General features: G+C 35.6%; 12 protein-coding genes and 2 pseudogenes. 4 read left to right on the top strand and 10 right to left on the bottom strand.

From position 1 onward, the window contains the following. Positions 1-2: 2 nt before the first annotated feature. The 3 genes from TERY_RS11685 to TERY_RS11675 all read right to left on the bottom strand — a co-directional run bounded on the left by TERY_RS11685 (position 3) and on the right by TERY_RS11675 (position 2,754). The gene (locus TERY_RS11685; RefSeq protein WP_011612025.1) at positions 3-1,088 is read right to left on the bottom strand and encodes a zinc-binding dehydrogenase; all 1,086 of its coding nucleotides are present in this window, start codon (positions 1,086-1,088) and stop codon (positions 3-5) included. Positions 1,089-1,377: 289 nt separating this feature from the next. Next, on the bottom strand, positions 1,378-1,818 hold the full coding sequence (locus tag TERY_RS11680) for an NADAR domain-containing protein (protein ID WP_011612024.1): 441 nt from the start codon (positions 1,816-1,818) through the stop codon (positions 1,378-1,380). Positions 1,819-1,920: 102 nt separating this feature from the next. Next, the gene (locus TERY_RS11675; protein WP_011612023.1) at positions 1,921-2,754 is read right to left on the bottom strand and encodes a methyltransferase domain-containing protein; all 834 of its coding nucleotides are present in this window, start codon (positions 2,752-2,754) and stop codon (positions 1,921-1,923) included. 757 nt (positions 2,755-3,511) lie between these two features. On the opposite strand from TERY_RS11675, the gene nadA reads away from it, so the two are divergent. Further along, positions 3,512-4,483: a quinolinate synthase NadA gene (nadA, locus tag TERY_RS11670; protein WP_011612022.1), complete on the top strand. Its 972-nt coding sequence runs from the start codon at positions 3,512-3,514 to the stop codon at positions 4,481-4,483. A gap of 244 nt (positions 4,484-4,727) precedes the next feature. Here nadA and nadB read toward each other — a convergent pair whose 3' ends face one another. Then, complete coding sequence (nadB, locus tag TERY_RS11665; protein WP_011612021.1) at positions 4,728-6,443, bottom strand: L-aspartate oxidase; 1,716 nt, start codon at positions 6,441-6,443, stop codon at positions 4,728-4,730. A gap of 1,161 nt (positions 6,444-7,604) precedes the next feature. Between nadB and TERY_RS11655 the strand changes: the two genes are divergently transcribed. Further along, entirely contained in the window at positions 7,605-7,832 is a 228-nt protein-coding gene (locus TERY_RS11655; protein ID WP_044136751.1) for a hypothetical protein, read from the top strand. Between the two features lie 201 nt (positions 7,833-8,033). Here the strand turns inward: TERY_RS11655 and TERY_RS36820 are convergent, their stop codons facing one another. The 6 genes and pseudogenes from TERY_RS36820 to TERY_RS36800 all read right to left on the bottom strand — a co-directional run bounded on the left by TERY_RS36820 (position 8,034) and on the right by TERY_RS36800 (position 11,671). After that, positions 8,034-8,177, bottom strand: coding sequence for a hypothetical protein (locus TERY_RS36820; RefSeq protein ID WP_370497106.1), 144 nt, complete (start codon positions 8,175-8,177; stop codon positions 8,034-8,036). 1 nt (position 8,178) lies between these two features. Further along, positions 8,179-8,850: pseudogene (locus TERY_RS36815) on the bottom strand (transposase). Beyond that, on the bottom strand, positions 8,840-8,974 hold the full coding sequence (locus tag TERY_RS36810) for a hypothetical protein (RefSeq protein WP_370497104.1): 135 nt from the start codon (positions 8,972-8,974) through the stop codon (positions 8,840-8,842). The pseudogene TERY_RS36815 and the gene TERY_RS36810 overlap by 11 nt, the downstream one beginning before the upstream one ends. A gap of 510 nt (positions 8,975-9,484) precedes the next feature. Beyond that, the gene (locus tag TERY_RS32920; RefSeq protein WP_155994401.1) at positions 9,485-9,622 is read right to left on the bottom strand and encodes a hypothetical protein; all 138 of its coding nucleotides are present in this window, start codon (positions 9,620-9,622) and stop codon (positions 9,485-9,487) included. A 1,487-nt stretch (positions 9,623-11,109) separates the two neighbouring features. Next, positions 11,110-11,232, bottom strand: coding sequence for a hypothetical protein (locus TERY_RS36805; protein WP_370497103.1), 123 nt, complete (start codon positions 11,230-11,232; stop codon positions 11,110-11,112). 298 nt (positions 11,233-11,530) lie between these two features. Further along, positions 11,531-11,671 (bottom strand): hypothetical protein, encoded by a 141-nt coding sequence (locus TERY_RS36800; protein WP_370497102.1) that lies wholly within the window; start codon positions 11,669-11,671, stop codon positions 11,531-11,533. 755 nt (positions 11,672-12,426) lie between these two features. On the opposite strand from TERY_RS36800, the gene TERY_RS11645 reads away from it, so the two are divergent. Next, positions 12,427-13,146, top strand: a complete 720-nt coding sequence (locus TERY_RS11645) for a glutathione binding-like protein (RefSeq protein ID WP_011612019.1) — start codon at positions 12,427-12,429, stop codon at positions 13,144-13,146. Positions 13,147-13,909: 763 nt separating this feature from the next. Continuing rightward, positions 13,910-15,821, top strand: a pseudogene (gene ltrA, locus TERY_RS11640) (group II intron reverse transcriptase/maturase). Positions 15,822-15,913: the final 92 nt, after the last annotated feature.

The following is a 15,913-nucleotide window of genomic DNA, read 5'->3' as shown; positions in this document are numbered from 1 at the left end:
TCTCAATTTTTTGTAATATTTTGTTCTTCAATATTAAGTACAACTTTTCCAAAGAAACCTTTACTTTGAAAAAATTGTTGAGCCTCTTTTATTTTAGATAACTGAAAAACTTGAGCAACCAGAGGTTTTAATAAATCTGCTTCTAGGTATCTAACTAACCTTTGAAACACATCTGATTCTAGGCGTGTTGCTCCAATCATCTCTAAATCTTTGTAAATCAAATCTCGTAAATCTAGAGAAACCATTGGATTTCGAATCGCTCCACAGGAAACGTATCTTCCTCTTGGCTCAAGAGATTTAATCATCAAATTAAAATAATCTCCTCCGACGACATCTAAAGCAACAGTAATTTTATGTTGAGCTAAATTAGACTCTAATAAATTATCTCGTCGATAAACATAATCTGCATCTAAATCTTTAGCAAAAGCTTCTTTATTAGCTCCAACAATAGCAATAACTTTTGCTCCCCTAATTTTACTTAATTGAATTAAAGCACTACCAACACCACCAGAAGCCCCTATAATTACCACAGTATCTTCCGCTGTAATTTTTCCTTTAGTAAGCATATTTTCTGCTGTCGAATAAGAACAGGGAAATGTAGCTAATTCAATATCAGAAAGTGAAGAATTAATTGGATAAACATTAGTAATAGGAACTACTGTATATTCAGCAAAACCTCCATCTAATTCACTGCCAATATATTGATAATTATTAGGACTTTCACTACGAATCCAACTATCAACTATAACCCTTTGTTGGATAAATTTAGAATCTACATTTTCCCCAATTTCTATTACTTTCCCAACGATATCAGCACCTTGTATTCGAGGAAACTGGGTACCATGTTGTGTCCAGCAAGCAGAATGATTGGGGTCATTTTCTGTGTTATCTTGGAGGATAGCTTGAAAATTATCCTCTGCAGCATACCAGCCAGTGCGAGTATTAATATCTGTATTATTTACCGAACAAGCTCCCACTTTAATCAAGACTTCTCCTGGTTTTGGAGTTGGTTTAGGAACTTGAGTATAGACCAGTTTTTCTGGTCCACCAAATCCAGTAAGAATAACCGCATTCATTAAATGAGTCATTGTTTTTGCTTATTCTACAAATTCCTTCAGTAATTAACGATTAATAATTACCTCTCACTTTTAGGGAAAAGATTTACTAAAAAGGAAAAAAAAATATTTTTTCCCCTTAAAAAGGGAGGCTTTTAACCTGAATTATTACAGCAATTTCGGAGGGGCGTAAGGTACAAAAATTCATTTAGTAATTTTGGCAACACAGCTTTCGAGCCGGCAACAAGTGGGATACTTTTCTTACAAAGATAAAGATTAATTTTCAACTGTACCTTACCATCCTCATGGGTTCCTATAATTATTAATTATTCTGTAACCTATTGCGCACTTTCATTAAAATCTCTCCCAAACGATTTTTACCACTCCCATCTTTACCACATCCCCAATAATAATCTTCAGGAGCGTTTTCTACTATTAACTCATCCTTGGTACTCAGAAGAATTTCGCCAATATCTTTATGGCTTTGAAATTTACAAAGTAAACCTCGCTCCATCACATCCTCTTTTATTTCCTCCCAGTCTTTGCGGAGGGGACGACTACGCTCTCGTCCCATTTTAGCAGCACCTGCAGGAGTTTTAGCCCATCTAATTTCTTCAAGATGCTGAACCCCCAAAAATTTTTGGGCTTGGAAATAATGCTCTGAAGTTGGCCACCAAAGTCCATCTAGTTCAAAACCGTGGGGGGAAAAGTTGGAGAAACAACCATAAGGCTGTTCTGTTTCATCAAAAAAGTAAATAGTCATTTTGGTTATCAGTTATCAGTTAGCCTCCTTCGGAGGAACTTCGTTAATATAAACTTGAGCTTCAGCCAAAAGTTTGAAGTACTGAAGTTTATTTTTTTGTCCTTAATTTTTCTCCAGCAAACGGAAGTGTAAAATCGCCCATTGCATATATCCCTGTTCGTAACGTTCGATCCAAGGTTGAATGCTATCTAAAGTTTTATCTACAAATTCCGTTGATGTCAGTTTTACTACTTCATTGTACCTTTTCTGTACTTCTTCCCTAAAACGCCGATAATGGATCGCTACATTTTGCGAAAGGTCAATAAAATTTAATTCCTCAAAACCTAAATCTTTTAATGTTTGACTGTAAAAGCGGTAAGATCCCATGTCACTTATCCCCAAACGGTCAAAAGCAGTTTGCAATGCTCCTGGGGGAAAAGTTTCACTCTCCATGGGGTCAGTAAAAATAAATTCGCCCCCTGGTTTTAAAATTCTCTTGATTTCTTGAAAAACTAGACAGCGATCGCCACTATGCAAAATAGCATCTTGAGACCAAACAATATCAAAAGAGTTATTTGGGTAGGGAATATCCTCAAAGCTTCCTTGAGTTATTTCCACCAAAGGATCTAAGTTTTGTTCTTGGTTGAGTTGGCCATTGCGTTGATTTTGCAATTGGCTTAAGTTGAGACAACATACAGAACAGCCGTAGGTTTTAGCTAAATACCTAGCTGCCCCTCCATATCCTGCTCCGAGGTCAATGACTCGGGAATTTTGGTCTATTTTTTTCAGAGTTTGGGCGATAGTTTTTACTGTACTCAGGGAAGCATCGTGGATAGGTTCATCTGGTCTAGTGTATATTCCATAATGAATATGTTCCCCACCCCAGATGGCAGCATACAATTTGTCGGTTTCTGTACTATCATAATATTTTTGAGCAATTGTTACTGCTTCTGTCATTTATCTTCTATTTAAAGTGGATAGTAAAAAGTTTTTAAGTTATTTTCCTAGTAACCATATCACAAGTTGGAAAGATAATTTTTTTTAAATTAGGACTTAGGCAAAGGCACTTATTGTAGTGTAAATATCTTAACTGGAGCCAAAAATACAACCTAGTATACCCATACTGCCTAATTTCTGTAAGAAGATTCTGTATTTCCAGCCTCCTCCCGAACACGAGGTACTAATAACTGAAATGACCATTACTATGTAGTACTACCCCTAAATCTTAATTATACATGGCAAAGTTTTTAGTATTGTTTAAGTACTTGAAAAATATCTACTCAAATTTAAGTTTTTGACTAATTAGAGTTTGCGTATTAAATCCAAAAGTATTGACTCATATTGGTCTTAACCTTTTTTTTTTGAAAAAAGCGCCTGGTTTTTGCTCCAACAAGGATGAAAAAGTTAGTATTTTGGGCATTCCCATGGCAGAAAAATAAAGGGACAAACATATCCGACTACCAACCTTTCCCCGACCGGGAGGGTTTAAGGGTGGGTACATTTCCTGTTATTCTGTAGGGACGCCTTTATGGAACATTCCTAGTTACTCTCCCGTTTGGAGAGTATCGGGGTGGGTTCCCTGCTCGTTAAAAGACTTTTTTTTTTAATTCTAATTGTATCAAACCCTAATTATAGTATAATTCATCAAACTATCTAAAGTAACTATAATTGGCCACTTAGTTACAAATAAATTACAGAGAAACTTAATTTAATAATGTTTGCAACTCAAACTCGAATCAACCAAAATTTTAATAGCATACCAGATGATTTGTTTGAAGCGATCGCCGACCTAAAGAAAGAATTAAATGCTGTTATTCTAGCTCACTATTACCAAGAACCAGATATTCAAGATATTGCCGACTATATTGGTGACTCTCTTGGCCTTTCTCAAAAAGCTGCTGAAACTGATGCAGATGTAATAGTTTTTGCGGGAGTTCATTTTATGGCAGAAACTGCGAAAATTCTTAACCCAAATAAACTGGTACTGCTACCAGATCTAGATGCAGGTTGCTCCCTCGCCGATAGTTGTCCACCAGAAGAATTTGGCAAATTTAAGGCGGCTCATCCTGATGCCATAGTAGTTTCTTATATTAATTGTACTGCTGCTATTAAGGCAATGAGTGATATTATTTGCACCAGTTCCAACTCTGTCAAAATAGTTAAACAAATACCAACAGACCAACCGATAATTTTTGCCCCAGATAAGAACCTCGGTCGCTATGTCATGGAACAAACTGGACGAGATTTGATTTTGTGGTCAGGCAGTTGTATTGTTCACGAGACATTCTCTGAGAAAAAGATTGTGCAATTAAAAATAGAACATCCTGAAGCTGAGATTATTGCTCATCCAGAATGTGAACCAAATTTATTGCGTCATGCCAATTATATTGGTTCGACCACTGCTTTATTAAAATATTGCCAAGAAAGCCAAGAGCAAGAATTTATTGTGGCAACTGAACCGGGAATTATTCACCAAATGCAAAAGAGAGAACCCAAGAAAAACTTTATTCCCGCACCCGCAATGAATAATTGTGCTTGTAACGAATGCCCCCACATGAGGCTGAATAATTTAGAAAAGCTTTATTTAGCAATGAAAAATAAGACGCCAGAAATTATGATTCCTGAAGAAACACGAGTAGCAGCATTAAAACCTATTCAAAAGATGTTGGAACTTTCATTCACATAATAAAAATGCTCTTCTCTGTCTCAAGAGAATTCTAGCAAATTTTTCCCAATGCCCTAATAACTTTTATTTGTGATTTAGTCGATTATTTTAGACAAAAAGTAGCTTGGTTGCATCAAGGCTGTGATATAGCTACCGTTAGGCTCCGCCAACACATCCAATTCCCTCTTATGAAGTCAACTAGATCTCAACTCTGTAACTATTACAGGACTTACGCTGGTGTAGTGCACCAGCGTAAGTCCTGTATTCAAAATTTTTCAATGTTGACTGAAGACCCTCTCTCTTGGCCAGGGGGCGAGGCATTTGGAAAACCAGTTAATAAGCGATCGCCCTGAACCAAAGTATGTAGTTTCCAATCATTAGAAGTTTTTGGATAATCACTGCGATAATGCCCACCTCTGCTTTCAGTTCGCCATGCAGCACTTTTAAGAATTAAATAACCCAAGTCTAAAATATTGAGTGTTTCTGCTGTTATCCGCAACTGCTCTTCAGCATTAGTCGAATTTAATTTTATCGTCTGGTTAGGCAAGAGATTAGCTAAAAACTTAACTATCTCAAAACTTGCTAAACTATCTCGCCAGCGCGCCACCTGATATAGTGCCTGACTTAATGACTCTCCTTTACGAGAAATTCCTGCACTTTCCCACATTAAACTTGGTAACATTTGTCGGATAGCCTCTATCTGTTCCATTTCCATATTCCAATTAGAACTTACCTGAAAAATATCAGCATCAGGTGCCACCAAATTTGGCTCAATTTCAATCTGAGATAGTTGAGAAGCAAATACTAAACATTCTAACAAAGAATTGCTAGCTAAACGATTTGCTCCGTGAACTCCTGTACTTGCTGTTTCCCCAATTGCATATAGTCCGGGAATTGAAGTCTGACTCATTAGATCGCAAGCCACTCCACCCATCCAATAATGAGCAGCAGGAGCAACCGGAATAGGTTCTTGAAAAACATCAATACCCCATTTTTGACAGACATTGATAATATTGGGAAATCTGTCGCGAACGCGGTCTGAGTCAATGGCTCGCAAGTCCAAATAAACATGAGCATTGGTAGGCTTGGTAGCAGTTTTGTGCAAATGATGGAAAATAGCTCTACTGACAACATCTCTAGGAGCTAACTCTCCAGCCGGATGATACTCAAAGGCAAAGCGGTTTCCCTTATTGTCTATTAGGTGCGCTCCTTCTCCACGAACAGCTTCACTAATGAGAAAACGAGGTGCTCCTGGTTTAATTAAGGCAGTAGGATGAAATTGGAAAAATTCCAAATCTCGCAAAACTGCCCCGGCACGCCACGCTATAGCAATTCCATCCCCCGTACTCACCTCAGGATTAGTAGTTTGGGCAAATATTTGACCGCCTCCACCTGTTGCTAAAACCACTACAGAGGATTTTAACCACTGGATTTTACCTTCGTGAAGAAGACTAATACCTTGAACCCGAGCCTTTTGTGTGGCTAACCACAAATTTAATGCTACTGCCTGGGAAATTATCTGAATATTTGGACGTTCTTGAGCTTCAATAACGAGTGTATCAATAATAGCTCTACCTGTGGTATCTGCTGAATGAAGCACCCGGGGATGAGAGTGAGCAGCTTCGAGAGTCATTGCCAGTTTTTTTCCTTTGCGGTCGAAGGCAACTCCCATTTCTACTAAATGAGCGATCGCTCTGGCCGCATTGTCCACCATAAACCTTACTGCTTCCTGGTCACATAAACCTACACCTGCTTTGAGAGTATCTTCTAGATGCAAGATGGGGTTATCCGCAGGATCAATGGCAGCAGCAATACCTCCCTGAGCATAGTTACTTGAACCCATGTTTATAGTATTTTTAGTAACCAAGGCGACTCGGAGATGAACAGGTAAACAAAGAGCCGCATAAAGTCCGGCAGCACCTGAACCTACCACTATAATGTCAAAGTGAGGAAAAATACTTGGAGAATTTAATCTTGGCATCTGTAAAAGTATATTTTTGTATAGAATAAATTCCTGTACAACATTTTTTGAACAAGTCTTTTCTAAAGTTGATTTTAGGGAATATTTATAATAGAAGTTACCCAAGCATATCAAATCACACACCATCTATAGTTAGTTTCCAGGCGCAGGTGCTCCGAACATGAAATACCTCACTAGGTATGGTGGTTATGCGTAAGTCCTGTATAACTAAAATGATGATCAGATTAATCAAGGCCCCTAAATAAAGAGGGGATAGAAAAGGAGATTGCTCAATTACGTAATTATTAGAGTTGTTTGGTTTGGGAAAAACTAAAAATGCTCAAAAGCTTACTCTTAAAAATTTTCATAATTTCAGACCTCAAAAGCACGCCTGGTAACCTGGACTTATTTTTGGCTTTAGCCATTTTTTTCCCTTAATTCCCAACAATTTTATTAAAAATATTATAATTCTTTTCTGAAAACTTGGCTACTTTTTTTAGGCTTTTTTTAGAGAAATAAGACTTAGGTCATGCTTCTATATATGGTGTATTTTGCTAATTATTTTAGATGTTTACACTACCATTAGTCTCTTGGCAGAAGTCCTAAGAAAATTTCAAGGCTTTGCATGATCTATTAATTTTGGCCAAAAAGAAAATATTTCTGCCCTAAGTACAAGACAAAAAAATTAAACAATTAATATTCTGGACGGTACAAAGTTCTCGGTAGAAAAAAAACACTCTCCGTTAAAAGTTAGGGAATGGTGCATACTAGTTAATGATTCTTAAATTTGACCAGCTAATAGTATTTCTCAAAACTAATACTATACTTACAATCGACATAAAAACATTGAATAATATGGTGTGTCTTGTTAAACTAGATATTCTGAAATCTAAGGAATCAAGGATAAAAAAACTAAACAATAGGAGTATAAATATTTATGGTTATATTGGTTATCATAAACTCTATTCAGGAGATTTTTTTTCTATGATTTTAGTAATTTAGATAATTTTTTTTTGGGGAAAAATTTTAGGATATATTTTCCCAGAATTACCCTAATAATTTACACATAATTTAAGTAGATAATTATGGATATAATCAATCATTAAGCCTAATAATTATTGAGAATATTATTTTCATACTTCAACTAATTTATTGTACATAAATTAACCAGATATAGAGGTTATGGTTACCAATAAAACAAAAGTTGAAGTAGATAATATTTGGAGATTTATCAGAAATTTTGAGACAATATTTAAAGAAATTATATTAAATATCAACCAGAATTTTGTAGCTTCATTAACAGGATGGCAGTTCATCATTAAGGCTTTAGCAAGACCTTATCAAATTTCAAGACAAAGCAAATCCCAAACTCTCTTTATAAGCGGTAAATACGTCTTTTTTTTAATCTAAACACTTGATAAAATGGTAAGATATTGCTATACGAAATACTTCTAAAGTTTTGTGATCATAACATCTTATTATACCCTCTGTTAACGGATGTTAGATAATAAATGTCTAAGCACTTGCATACTCAAATAAAATCCCTTTTAAACTGATTTTATATTCTCTCAGCCCTAGCCATTCCTTGGCTTCTCTATAGAAAACCTACACCTAATTTCTCTTAGTATAAGTAGACAATATCCACTGGGGAGTTACATATTTACTATCAATATTAGTAATATAATAGTTAATATCAGTGGCCTCAGAAACATTTTTAGTATTCATAACGATAGCTATAGTTTTTCGATCTGACATCCTAGATAGTTCTACTTTTAATATGGCTACCCACACCCCGCATTTTTTTTGTACTTAGTTTAACTAAGTTAAAAGCCTTTGGGGATATACTCTCAGCTAGTTTTTCTAATTTAATTTCCTCTTTAATATCATCCTGTTTTGGGATTTGGACTTTTCGATTTTTAGCTAATCCTCCTATATAAGTTAAATTTCTTTTCTCTAGTTGATTTAAGAATAATGTATTATTACCATATCCCCTATCAATTAACACAATTTCTGGTTGATATCCGGGCTGACAAACATTTGTCAACTAGAGATATTGCGCTCATCTGGTTTCTTAAACTTATTCTCGGTCTTTTTTTCCTATAGGTAAAGAATTTGCTTTTTGATATAAAGCTATATCTAAAGGTAGACTTTTTACTCCATCATCAAGATGAGTTATAACGACAACTATATCATTATCTGTTTTTCCAGTTTCTCCTATGTATTGTTGCCCCACTCCTGCAGTTAAATTACCACTTTTTCTATGTCCCGAGTCATCTATAATCACAACAAATGAACAAGAGGGTTTAGTTTGACGACATTGCCACATAACTTGAAGACGACGCTCATTGACAGCACCAATTGACCAGTTGGCTCCAACTAAGAAATGCCGTAACTTGTGGTATGATATATCTATAGTATTATTCGACATTTGAGACAAGTTTTTTCTTTGACTTTCTCAAGAGTAATCCTCCTATATAGTCTCTTAACCCAGTTGAGCGATCGCACCATCGATGGAAACAAGATAGTATGGTCACTGGATTTGTTTCTTTCATCGAACTTTTCCCGGGCAGTAATTAACGTAAAATAGTTGTCATATATATATAATACCCTTTTTTTTATGTTGTTTCACTAAATTCCCGATAATAATTCTGATTCTTGAAGCTTTTGCCCAAGCCCAGGGAATTAATCAGAATAATCAAGGGTTACTGGTACTCAATAGAGCTTGATAGCGGATCACAGATAAGTTAGAAATTCCGCCGGGTTTGTTTTTAAAGTTATTACCTACTTATTCTCCTAAACTATAGCCTGCAGAGAGGCTATGGATCTTACTAGACGAATCAATTATGAATAAAGTTTTTGATTCTTTAGAACAGCTGAAACAAGTAATTTGCGATCGCGCAGCGGAATAGAAATTAACCACAATATTCAGAACAACCCTCCTCTGGATCAGATTAACTTACTTCCTCACACTTGAGAAAAACATTTACCTTGCCATAGTGCTCGACTTAATTTTTTAGCTTTATTTTTAATTGCACTCATCCGTCTTCGTACAGTAAACTTGATTAATCTCTGGCTTTTCCCACATCCGTTAAACCAGAATATAGCCACAAAAGACCACAACATTTTTTTCCTAAATTTGACTTTAAATTTGACTTAGATTTTACAGTGGGAGCCAAAACTATTGTCTCATTAATAAACATACCTCAACCTTAGACTTTTAGTATTGATAGAACACAATAGTCTTTTGGCTGTAATTGTTTTAATATTTTCGTTTTAGGAATTATCCATAACGGTGTTGCTTTCCCTGTAACTTAGACGATCTTAAAAATAAAGGGAACTCCAACACTTGTAAAAAAATAGATTTTTCAGATAAATTCTCGGACATTTTTCCCAATGCTCAAGTATTCTATCTTTCTAGTGATAGAGAGTTTATCAATAAAGAGTAGTTAACTTAATTAATGATTGAACCTGAAACTCCTTTTTGACTAAAGTCAAAAGCAGATCATAATATTTGTGATGGGTAAAAGAGAATCTCAAACTCTTTCAGAAAAACAATAGGTTTGGGGCAGACAAGTGTATGTTTCAGCTTTACAGTTAGATGATGGAGAATTACTAATTGTGACTAGCAATGATTCAGCTTTCATAGCGCTCACATTTTATCCTCATTAATAGAGGAATGAAACACTGTTCAGGATGTAACACCAGAGAATTCAATTTGGAACCAACTCATTTTAATCAACTCGAAAGACTGAGTAAACTACTGCTATTAATGAGTTTGGATTTATAGTTGGGGAAGTTTAATTGGAGAATGGTTATATGAACAAATACCCTTAGAAATCAAAAAACACGATCCTAGGGCAAAAAGTATTTTTCCCTATAGGCTGGATCATTTACAAGCGATCGTTCTTGACATCAATTTCAAACAAAATGAATTTATTAATTGTTTAAATTTTTTGTCCTGTACTTAGCTAAAACTCATAGTTATACTTAAAAAACATGAACTTAAACTACTTGACAGTACAAAGTCCTGAGTGCATTGTAGAGTTTTTGAGTGTTAATCAAGATATTAAAAAAGCTTATCGTTAGTATTTACACCAGTTTATTTCTCAATCTAATTATATAACTGCTATAGTAGTAGCAGAGAAAAATCAAAACTTGAGTTTTTGACAGATAAATAATAGACATCTCCAAAAATTATCACTTCCCTTACTGTAACTATCTTTTGGGGAGCGATCGCCAGCTCCACCAGATAGTCATTTTTTACGGGCTTTATAGTATTACAGATAGTTACTGTTAGTTATTTACCATTTTTATCTAGTTTTTTATTACTTTTTTTATGGCAAAATTTATGAATTAAAATAATATTAATTTCCCTCTTTTTAATGTTAATAAAGCACATATTATTAAAATTACTTTTTCATAATTACTCTCTTTCAATCTCAATCTTTCTCGTGCCATTTTAAATATTTTTATCAGTCTTATTATCTGTTCTACAAATATTTATTCTTTTCTAAGTTTTTTTTTATTCTATTTCTTTACTTATTCTGATATTTTATGGCTTCTTTTTTTTTATTTGATATGTTAATCTTTGACCACTTTTATACCCCTTATATCCTTTAAATATTTTTTCTATATCCAACTTTTTTGTGTTTTTTTTGAATAACTTTGTATCACTTTCTTGACCTCTTTATCCTCCTATTAAATCTACTATTTTTTCTGCCTTTTCTGTGATTAATATTTTATTTTTAAACCTATAACTTTTTGGCTTTCCTAAATAATACTTTTTCTCTTTATCATCATGTTTTAGCATTTTCCTATCCTGTTCTGTACTATCAACTATAAATTATATTTCTGTCAAAGCCTCTTTTATCTATAAATATTCGTTTTCTTTTCCCGAGAATTCCTCTAGTAAACTAGATAGTAATAATTCTCTCAAAATATCTATCCAAAGCCTGAAAAATATTATTTGCTGTTGATGAGCTAACTCCAAATATTGCTCCTAGTCACTCAAATGTTGGTACATGATGCAAATAATATAAAGTCAACATTATCTCTTCTGTCTTGCTTAAAGACTTTTTTCTTCCTCCTCCTGCCTTGATTAACCTTTTTTATTGGCTGGCACTAACCTGTCTTTTTTTTTCAACTTTTTGAGGGTTTTCTATTAATTTCATTAGCTGTTCATCTGTAATACCAATAATTCTTTTTGTTTCTTTTGGATAGTTATAAATATATTCTAATACATTATTCATTTGGAAACAGGGTATATATAATTAGCCATTACAATTTTACCTTAATTTTTATGTTGGAGAGGTCTAATACTGAAATACTGATATCGCTTTTTGAGATTCTTGTTGTCAGAAAATACTAGCTAAAAAATTGATATAGAACCTTAAGGAAAGCATTAAAAGTCTAAAATTTCAAGTAATCTTAAAAAGTATCTACAAAATGTCTAGGTTGTTAGATTGGGCTTTTAAAAAAAAATTGGGTCTAAAGCTTCGTCCTTCTAAGGTGACTGTTTAGTTTATTTTGAATTTATGTGTTATTCTAACTATTAATTAGTTTAGTAGCGGGTCGGGCAGCCCAAAACAAAAAACTGATATACCAGGCAAGCGTAACCCACCCCGATACCCTCGGTGGGAAGGGAGAAAAAGAGGTGGGTACAGCAACCTATAAAAAGTAAACCCACATTAGGTCTAGGGAACGGTAATGATATTCGCTCCTAACAGCCGTGGAAGATTTCAAATTAAAACTTGAGAAGAATGCTTTAACCAGAGAAATCTAGCATAAACTTTTCACTATTTATGAAAAATCCAGAGGAAATTCTCACCCAAGACAATTGAACGAAAAATTTACCTTCTTTTTTGCCAGTAGCGCGATGAAAGGTTAAGTCAAAAATAGCTTTCTCTCACCGATAGAAAATCTTTCTAGGATTGTATAAATTTTTAGAAAGGGATACTAGGTTTCTATTTTTGTTAATATAATCAATAAGCTTAAAGGAGATATAATGTCAACACAACCTGATATTCATCTTTACACAGCATCCACCATGAATGGTTGGAAGCCTTTAATTTTTCTTGAAGAAGCAGAAGTCGAATACAACCTAACACCCATCGACTTTAGCAAAAAGGATCAGAAATCTGAGTGGTATATGAAGCTTAACCCCAATGGACGCATCCCAACTATCGTAGATCTTAGCAATGATAATTTTGTCGTCTTCGAGTCTGGTGCAATTCTTTGGTATCTAGCGGAAAAGTACGGAAAATTCCTTCCCAAAGAAGAAAAATCCCGCTCCCAAGCACTTCAGTGGTTAATGTTTCAGATGGGTGGTGTTGGCCCAATGATGGGTCAGGCTATGTACTTCCAAAGGATTGCTGAACCTCAAGGACATCATGAAGAATTTTCAATCAAGCGATATGTCCAAGAGTCACGTAGACTACTCGAAGTTTTAGATAAGCAACTTGAAGGTAAAACCTACTTGCTTGGAGATGAGTTTAGCATTGCAGATATAGCTACTTATCCTTGGGCACGCTCCTACTACTGGGCTAAAGTATCAGTAGATGGACTAGAAAATCTTCAAGCTTGGTTTGAATGTATTGACAACAGACCTAGAACTCAACGGGCACTTGAAATCCCTAAACCATTTCCTGCATTTTTTGGTAAGGGGGATGTCGCGACTGCGGAAAGTGCTAATGCTGATCGCTTTAAAACTGATGTCAAATCTTAGTAAGTTAAGTAAATATGTATTGAAATTCTCAGCTATCTAACTAAATCTAAATCCATTTAACTCACAACCCAGGTAAAAAAAGAGTTATAGCAATCGAACAAAAGCTTAGGACACTCTCTCTATTCCGGATTTGGAATATAACCGAAATTAATGTCTTAACCTATACTGTGCGACTCGTTGGTCACTAAAACCAGGAAACTGTGTATAAATGACCATTCCAAGTCACCACATGAGGAAAACCTCGACTTGTGAATAACTCTTATTACCTTGATGGTGTAATTCCATCCACCTTGTTGTTAGGTTGACAGCGTAGACCACAGGGTAGCGATTGAACATCAATCCCTGAAGCTGGTTTAAAAGCGGGAAAATACCAGTTACCGAGGAACGATACCGCGAGCAAAGGTTGACAAGTGGACAAATAGGAAGGTAATCAAACTCTCGTTATTAAGGACCATTCCGAAGGTAGCTATGGGATGTTGGACGAAGGTCAGGGGCCAATGGACATAAATATAGTATAGTTTATGTCAACAACCATGTCATAACCCCCGGGAGAATTTACCCCACTAAATCAATCGCAATAAAGGAATAAGGGAACGAGGAAACCTCTTTAAAAACACCTAAGTAAATAGGTCGAAAACTTAGGAAGCCATTCAAGGTCAATCTACACAGAAGTTGTAGGTTTTAAGGAGAGTAGGATTGAGTAAGAAGCATTGCAGATGCAGACGTACTCACTGTTAGACGTAATGTAAAGTAATGACTAGCTATGAACAAAGCTAAAACCCTAAAAAGAAACTTAGAAAATCCTGAGCCATTTTTAAGCGTAGCATGGGATACAAACGATATACCAGACCTATGTAGTGTCAATCCTAACCTTAAATGGAAAGACATTAACTGGAAAAAGGTAGAAAAATATGTATTTAAGTTGCAAAAGTTAATTTACAGAGCATCCAGCCGTGGCGAAATCCGCAAAATGCGTAAGTATCAAAAACTTCTGACCAAAAGTTATTATGCTAGGTTGCTAGCTGTTAGGCGTGTGACGCAAGACAACCAGGGAAAGAAAACAGCGGGTATAGACGGTATAAAAAGTCTTCCCCCAATGCAAAGATTTAACTTGGTAGAAATGTTAAGGTCACGATATCTTAAAGCAAGCCCAACCCGTAGAGTCTGGATACCAAAACCAGGTAGAGAAGAAAAACGTCCACTAGGCATACCTACCATGTATGATAGGGCCCTTCAAGCACTGGTAAAGTTAGGTATGGAACCAGAATGGGAGGCACTTTTTGAGCCTAATAGCTATGGTTTTAGACCAGGTCGGTCAGCACATGATGCCATTGAAGCCATCTATAAAAGCATCAACAAAAAATCAAAATATGTTTTAGATGCTGACATATCCAAATGTTTTGACCAAATTAACCATGGTGCACTGTTGAGAAAAATAGGAAAATCTCCATACAGACGATTAATCAAACAATGGTTAAAATCTGGAGTGTGTGACAACAAACAATTCTCAAACACTGTGGAAGGTACGCCACAGGGAGGGGTTATCTCACCCTGAAAGAGCAAACATCGCCCTACACGGTATGGAAAAATGTTTAGAAGAATTTGCCAAAACCCTTCCAGGGAGAAAGCATGACAACATACAGGCATTATCCTTAATAAGATACGCAGATGATTTTGTAATCCTACACAAAGACATCAAAGTATTAATACAAGCAAAAACCTTAATACAGGAATGGTTAAACCAGGTAGGATTAGAGCTAAAACCAGAAAAGACTAAAATTGCCCACACCCTGGAAGAATATGAAGGAAACAAACCCGGATTTAATTTTTTAGGATTTACAATAAGGCAATGGAAAGTCAAGACAACCAAACAAGGATTTAAGACACTGATTAAGCCATCATCTAAGAGTATTAAAACTCATTATCGGAAGTTGGCGGATATATGTGATTGCCACAAAACCGCCCCTACGAAAGCTTTAATAGCTAAACTAAATCCGATAATCAGGGGATGGGCCAACTACTTCTCCACTGTAGTCAGTAAAGAGGTATACAGCAAATTAGACTGCCTCCTGTGGAAAAGGATATGGAGATGGGGAAGTAGACGGCATCCAAACAAGTCAGCCAAATGGGTAAAACAAAAGTATTTCCCTCGCTGCAAAGAGACCAGAAACTGGTTACTTAATGACGGCGAATACGTACTTAACCTACACGCAGACGTAGCTATAAAAAGACACGTCAAGGTAAAGGGCAATAAATCCCCTTATGACGGCGATTGGACTTATTGGAGCAGTAGAATCGGTAAACACCCAGGCATAAGGAAAGAAGTAACAACGCTGTTAAAACGGCAAAAGAATAAATGCGCATTTTGTGGATTAACCTTCAGATCAAACGACCTTATGGAAATTGACCATATAAAACCAAGGTCTGAAGGTGGTGACAACACAGTTAAAAATAAACAACTGCTACACCGACACTGCCACGATACTAAAACTGCTTTAGATAATAAAACATACACAAAACCTAAGTTACAGGACTTACCTGATGAATACCTATGGGTAAATGATATGTTGATTCTAAAAACAGGGATGTACCTATGAAAAAAAGGACGTTTAAGAGAGGAGCCGGATGAGGTGAAAGCCTCACGTCCGGTTCTGAAGACGAGTCGGGTAGGGTAACTTACCTGGCTTAGTTTAACTCAACTGCTATACTATAATACTTCCGAAATAATATAATACCTCGAAACGGCAGTAAATTTAAACTTACTGCC

Source organism: Trichodesmium erythraeum IMS101 (genome assembly GCF_000014265.1).
Classification (GTDB): Bacteria; Cyanobacteriota; Cyanobacteriia; order Cyanobacteriales; family Microcoleaceae; genus Trichodesmium; species Trichodesmium erythraeum.
Note: the sequence above shows the minus strand (reverse complement) of the source record. Positions and strands in the feature narration are given on the sequence as shown.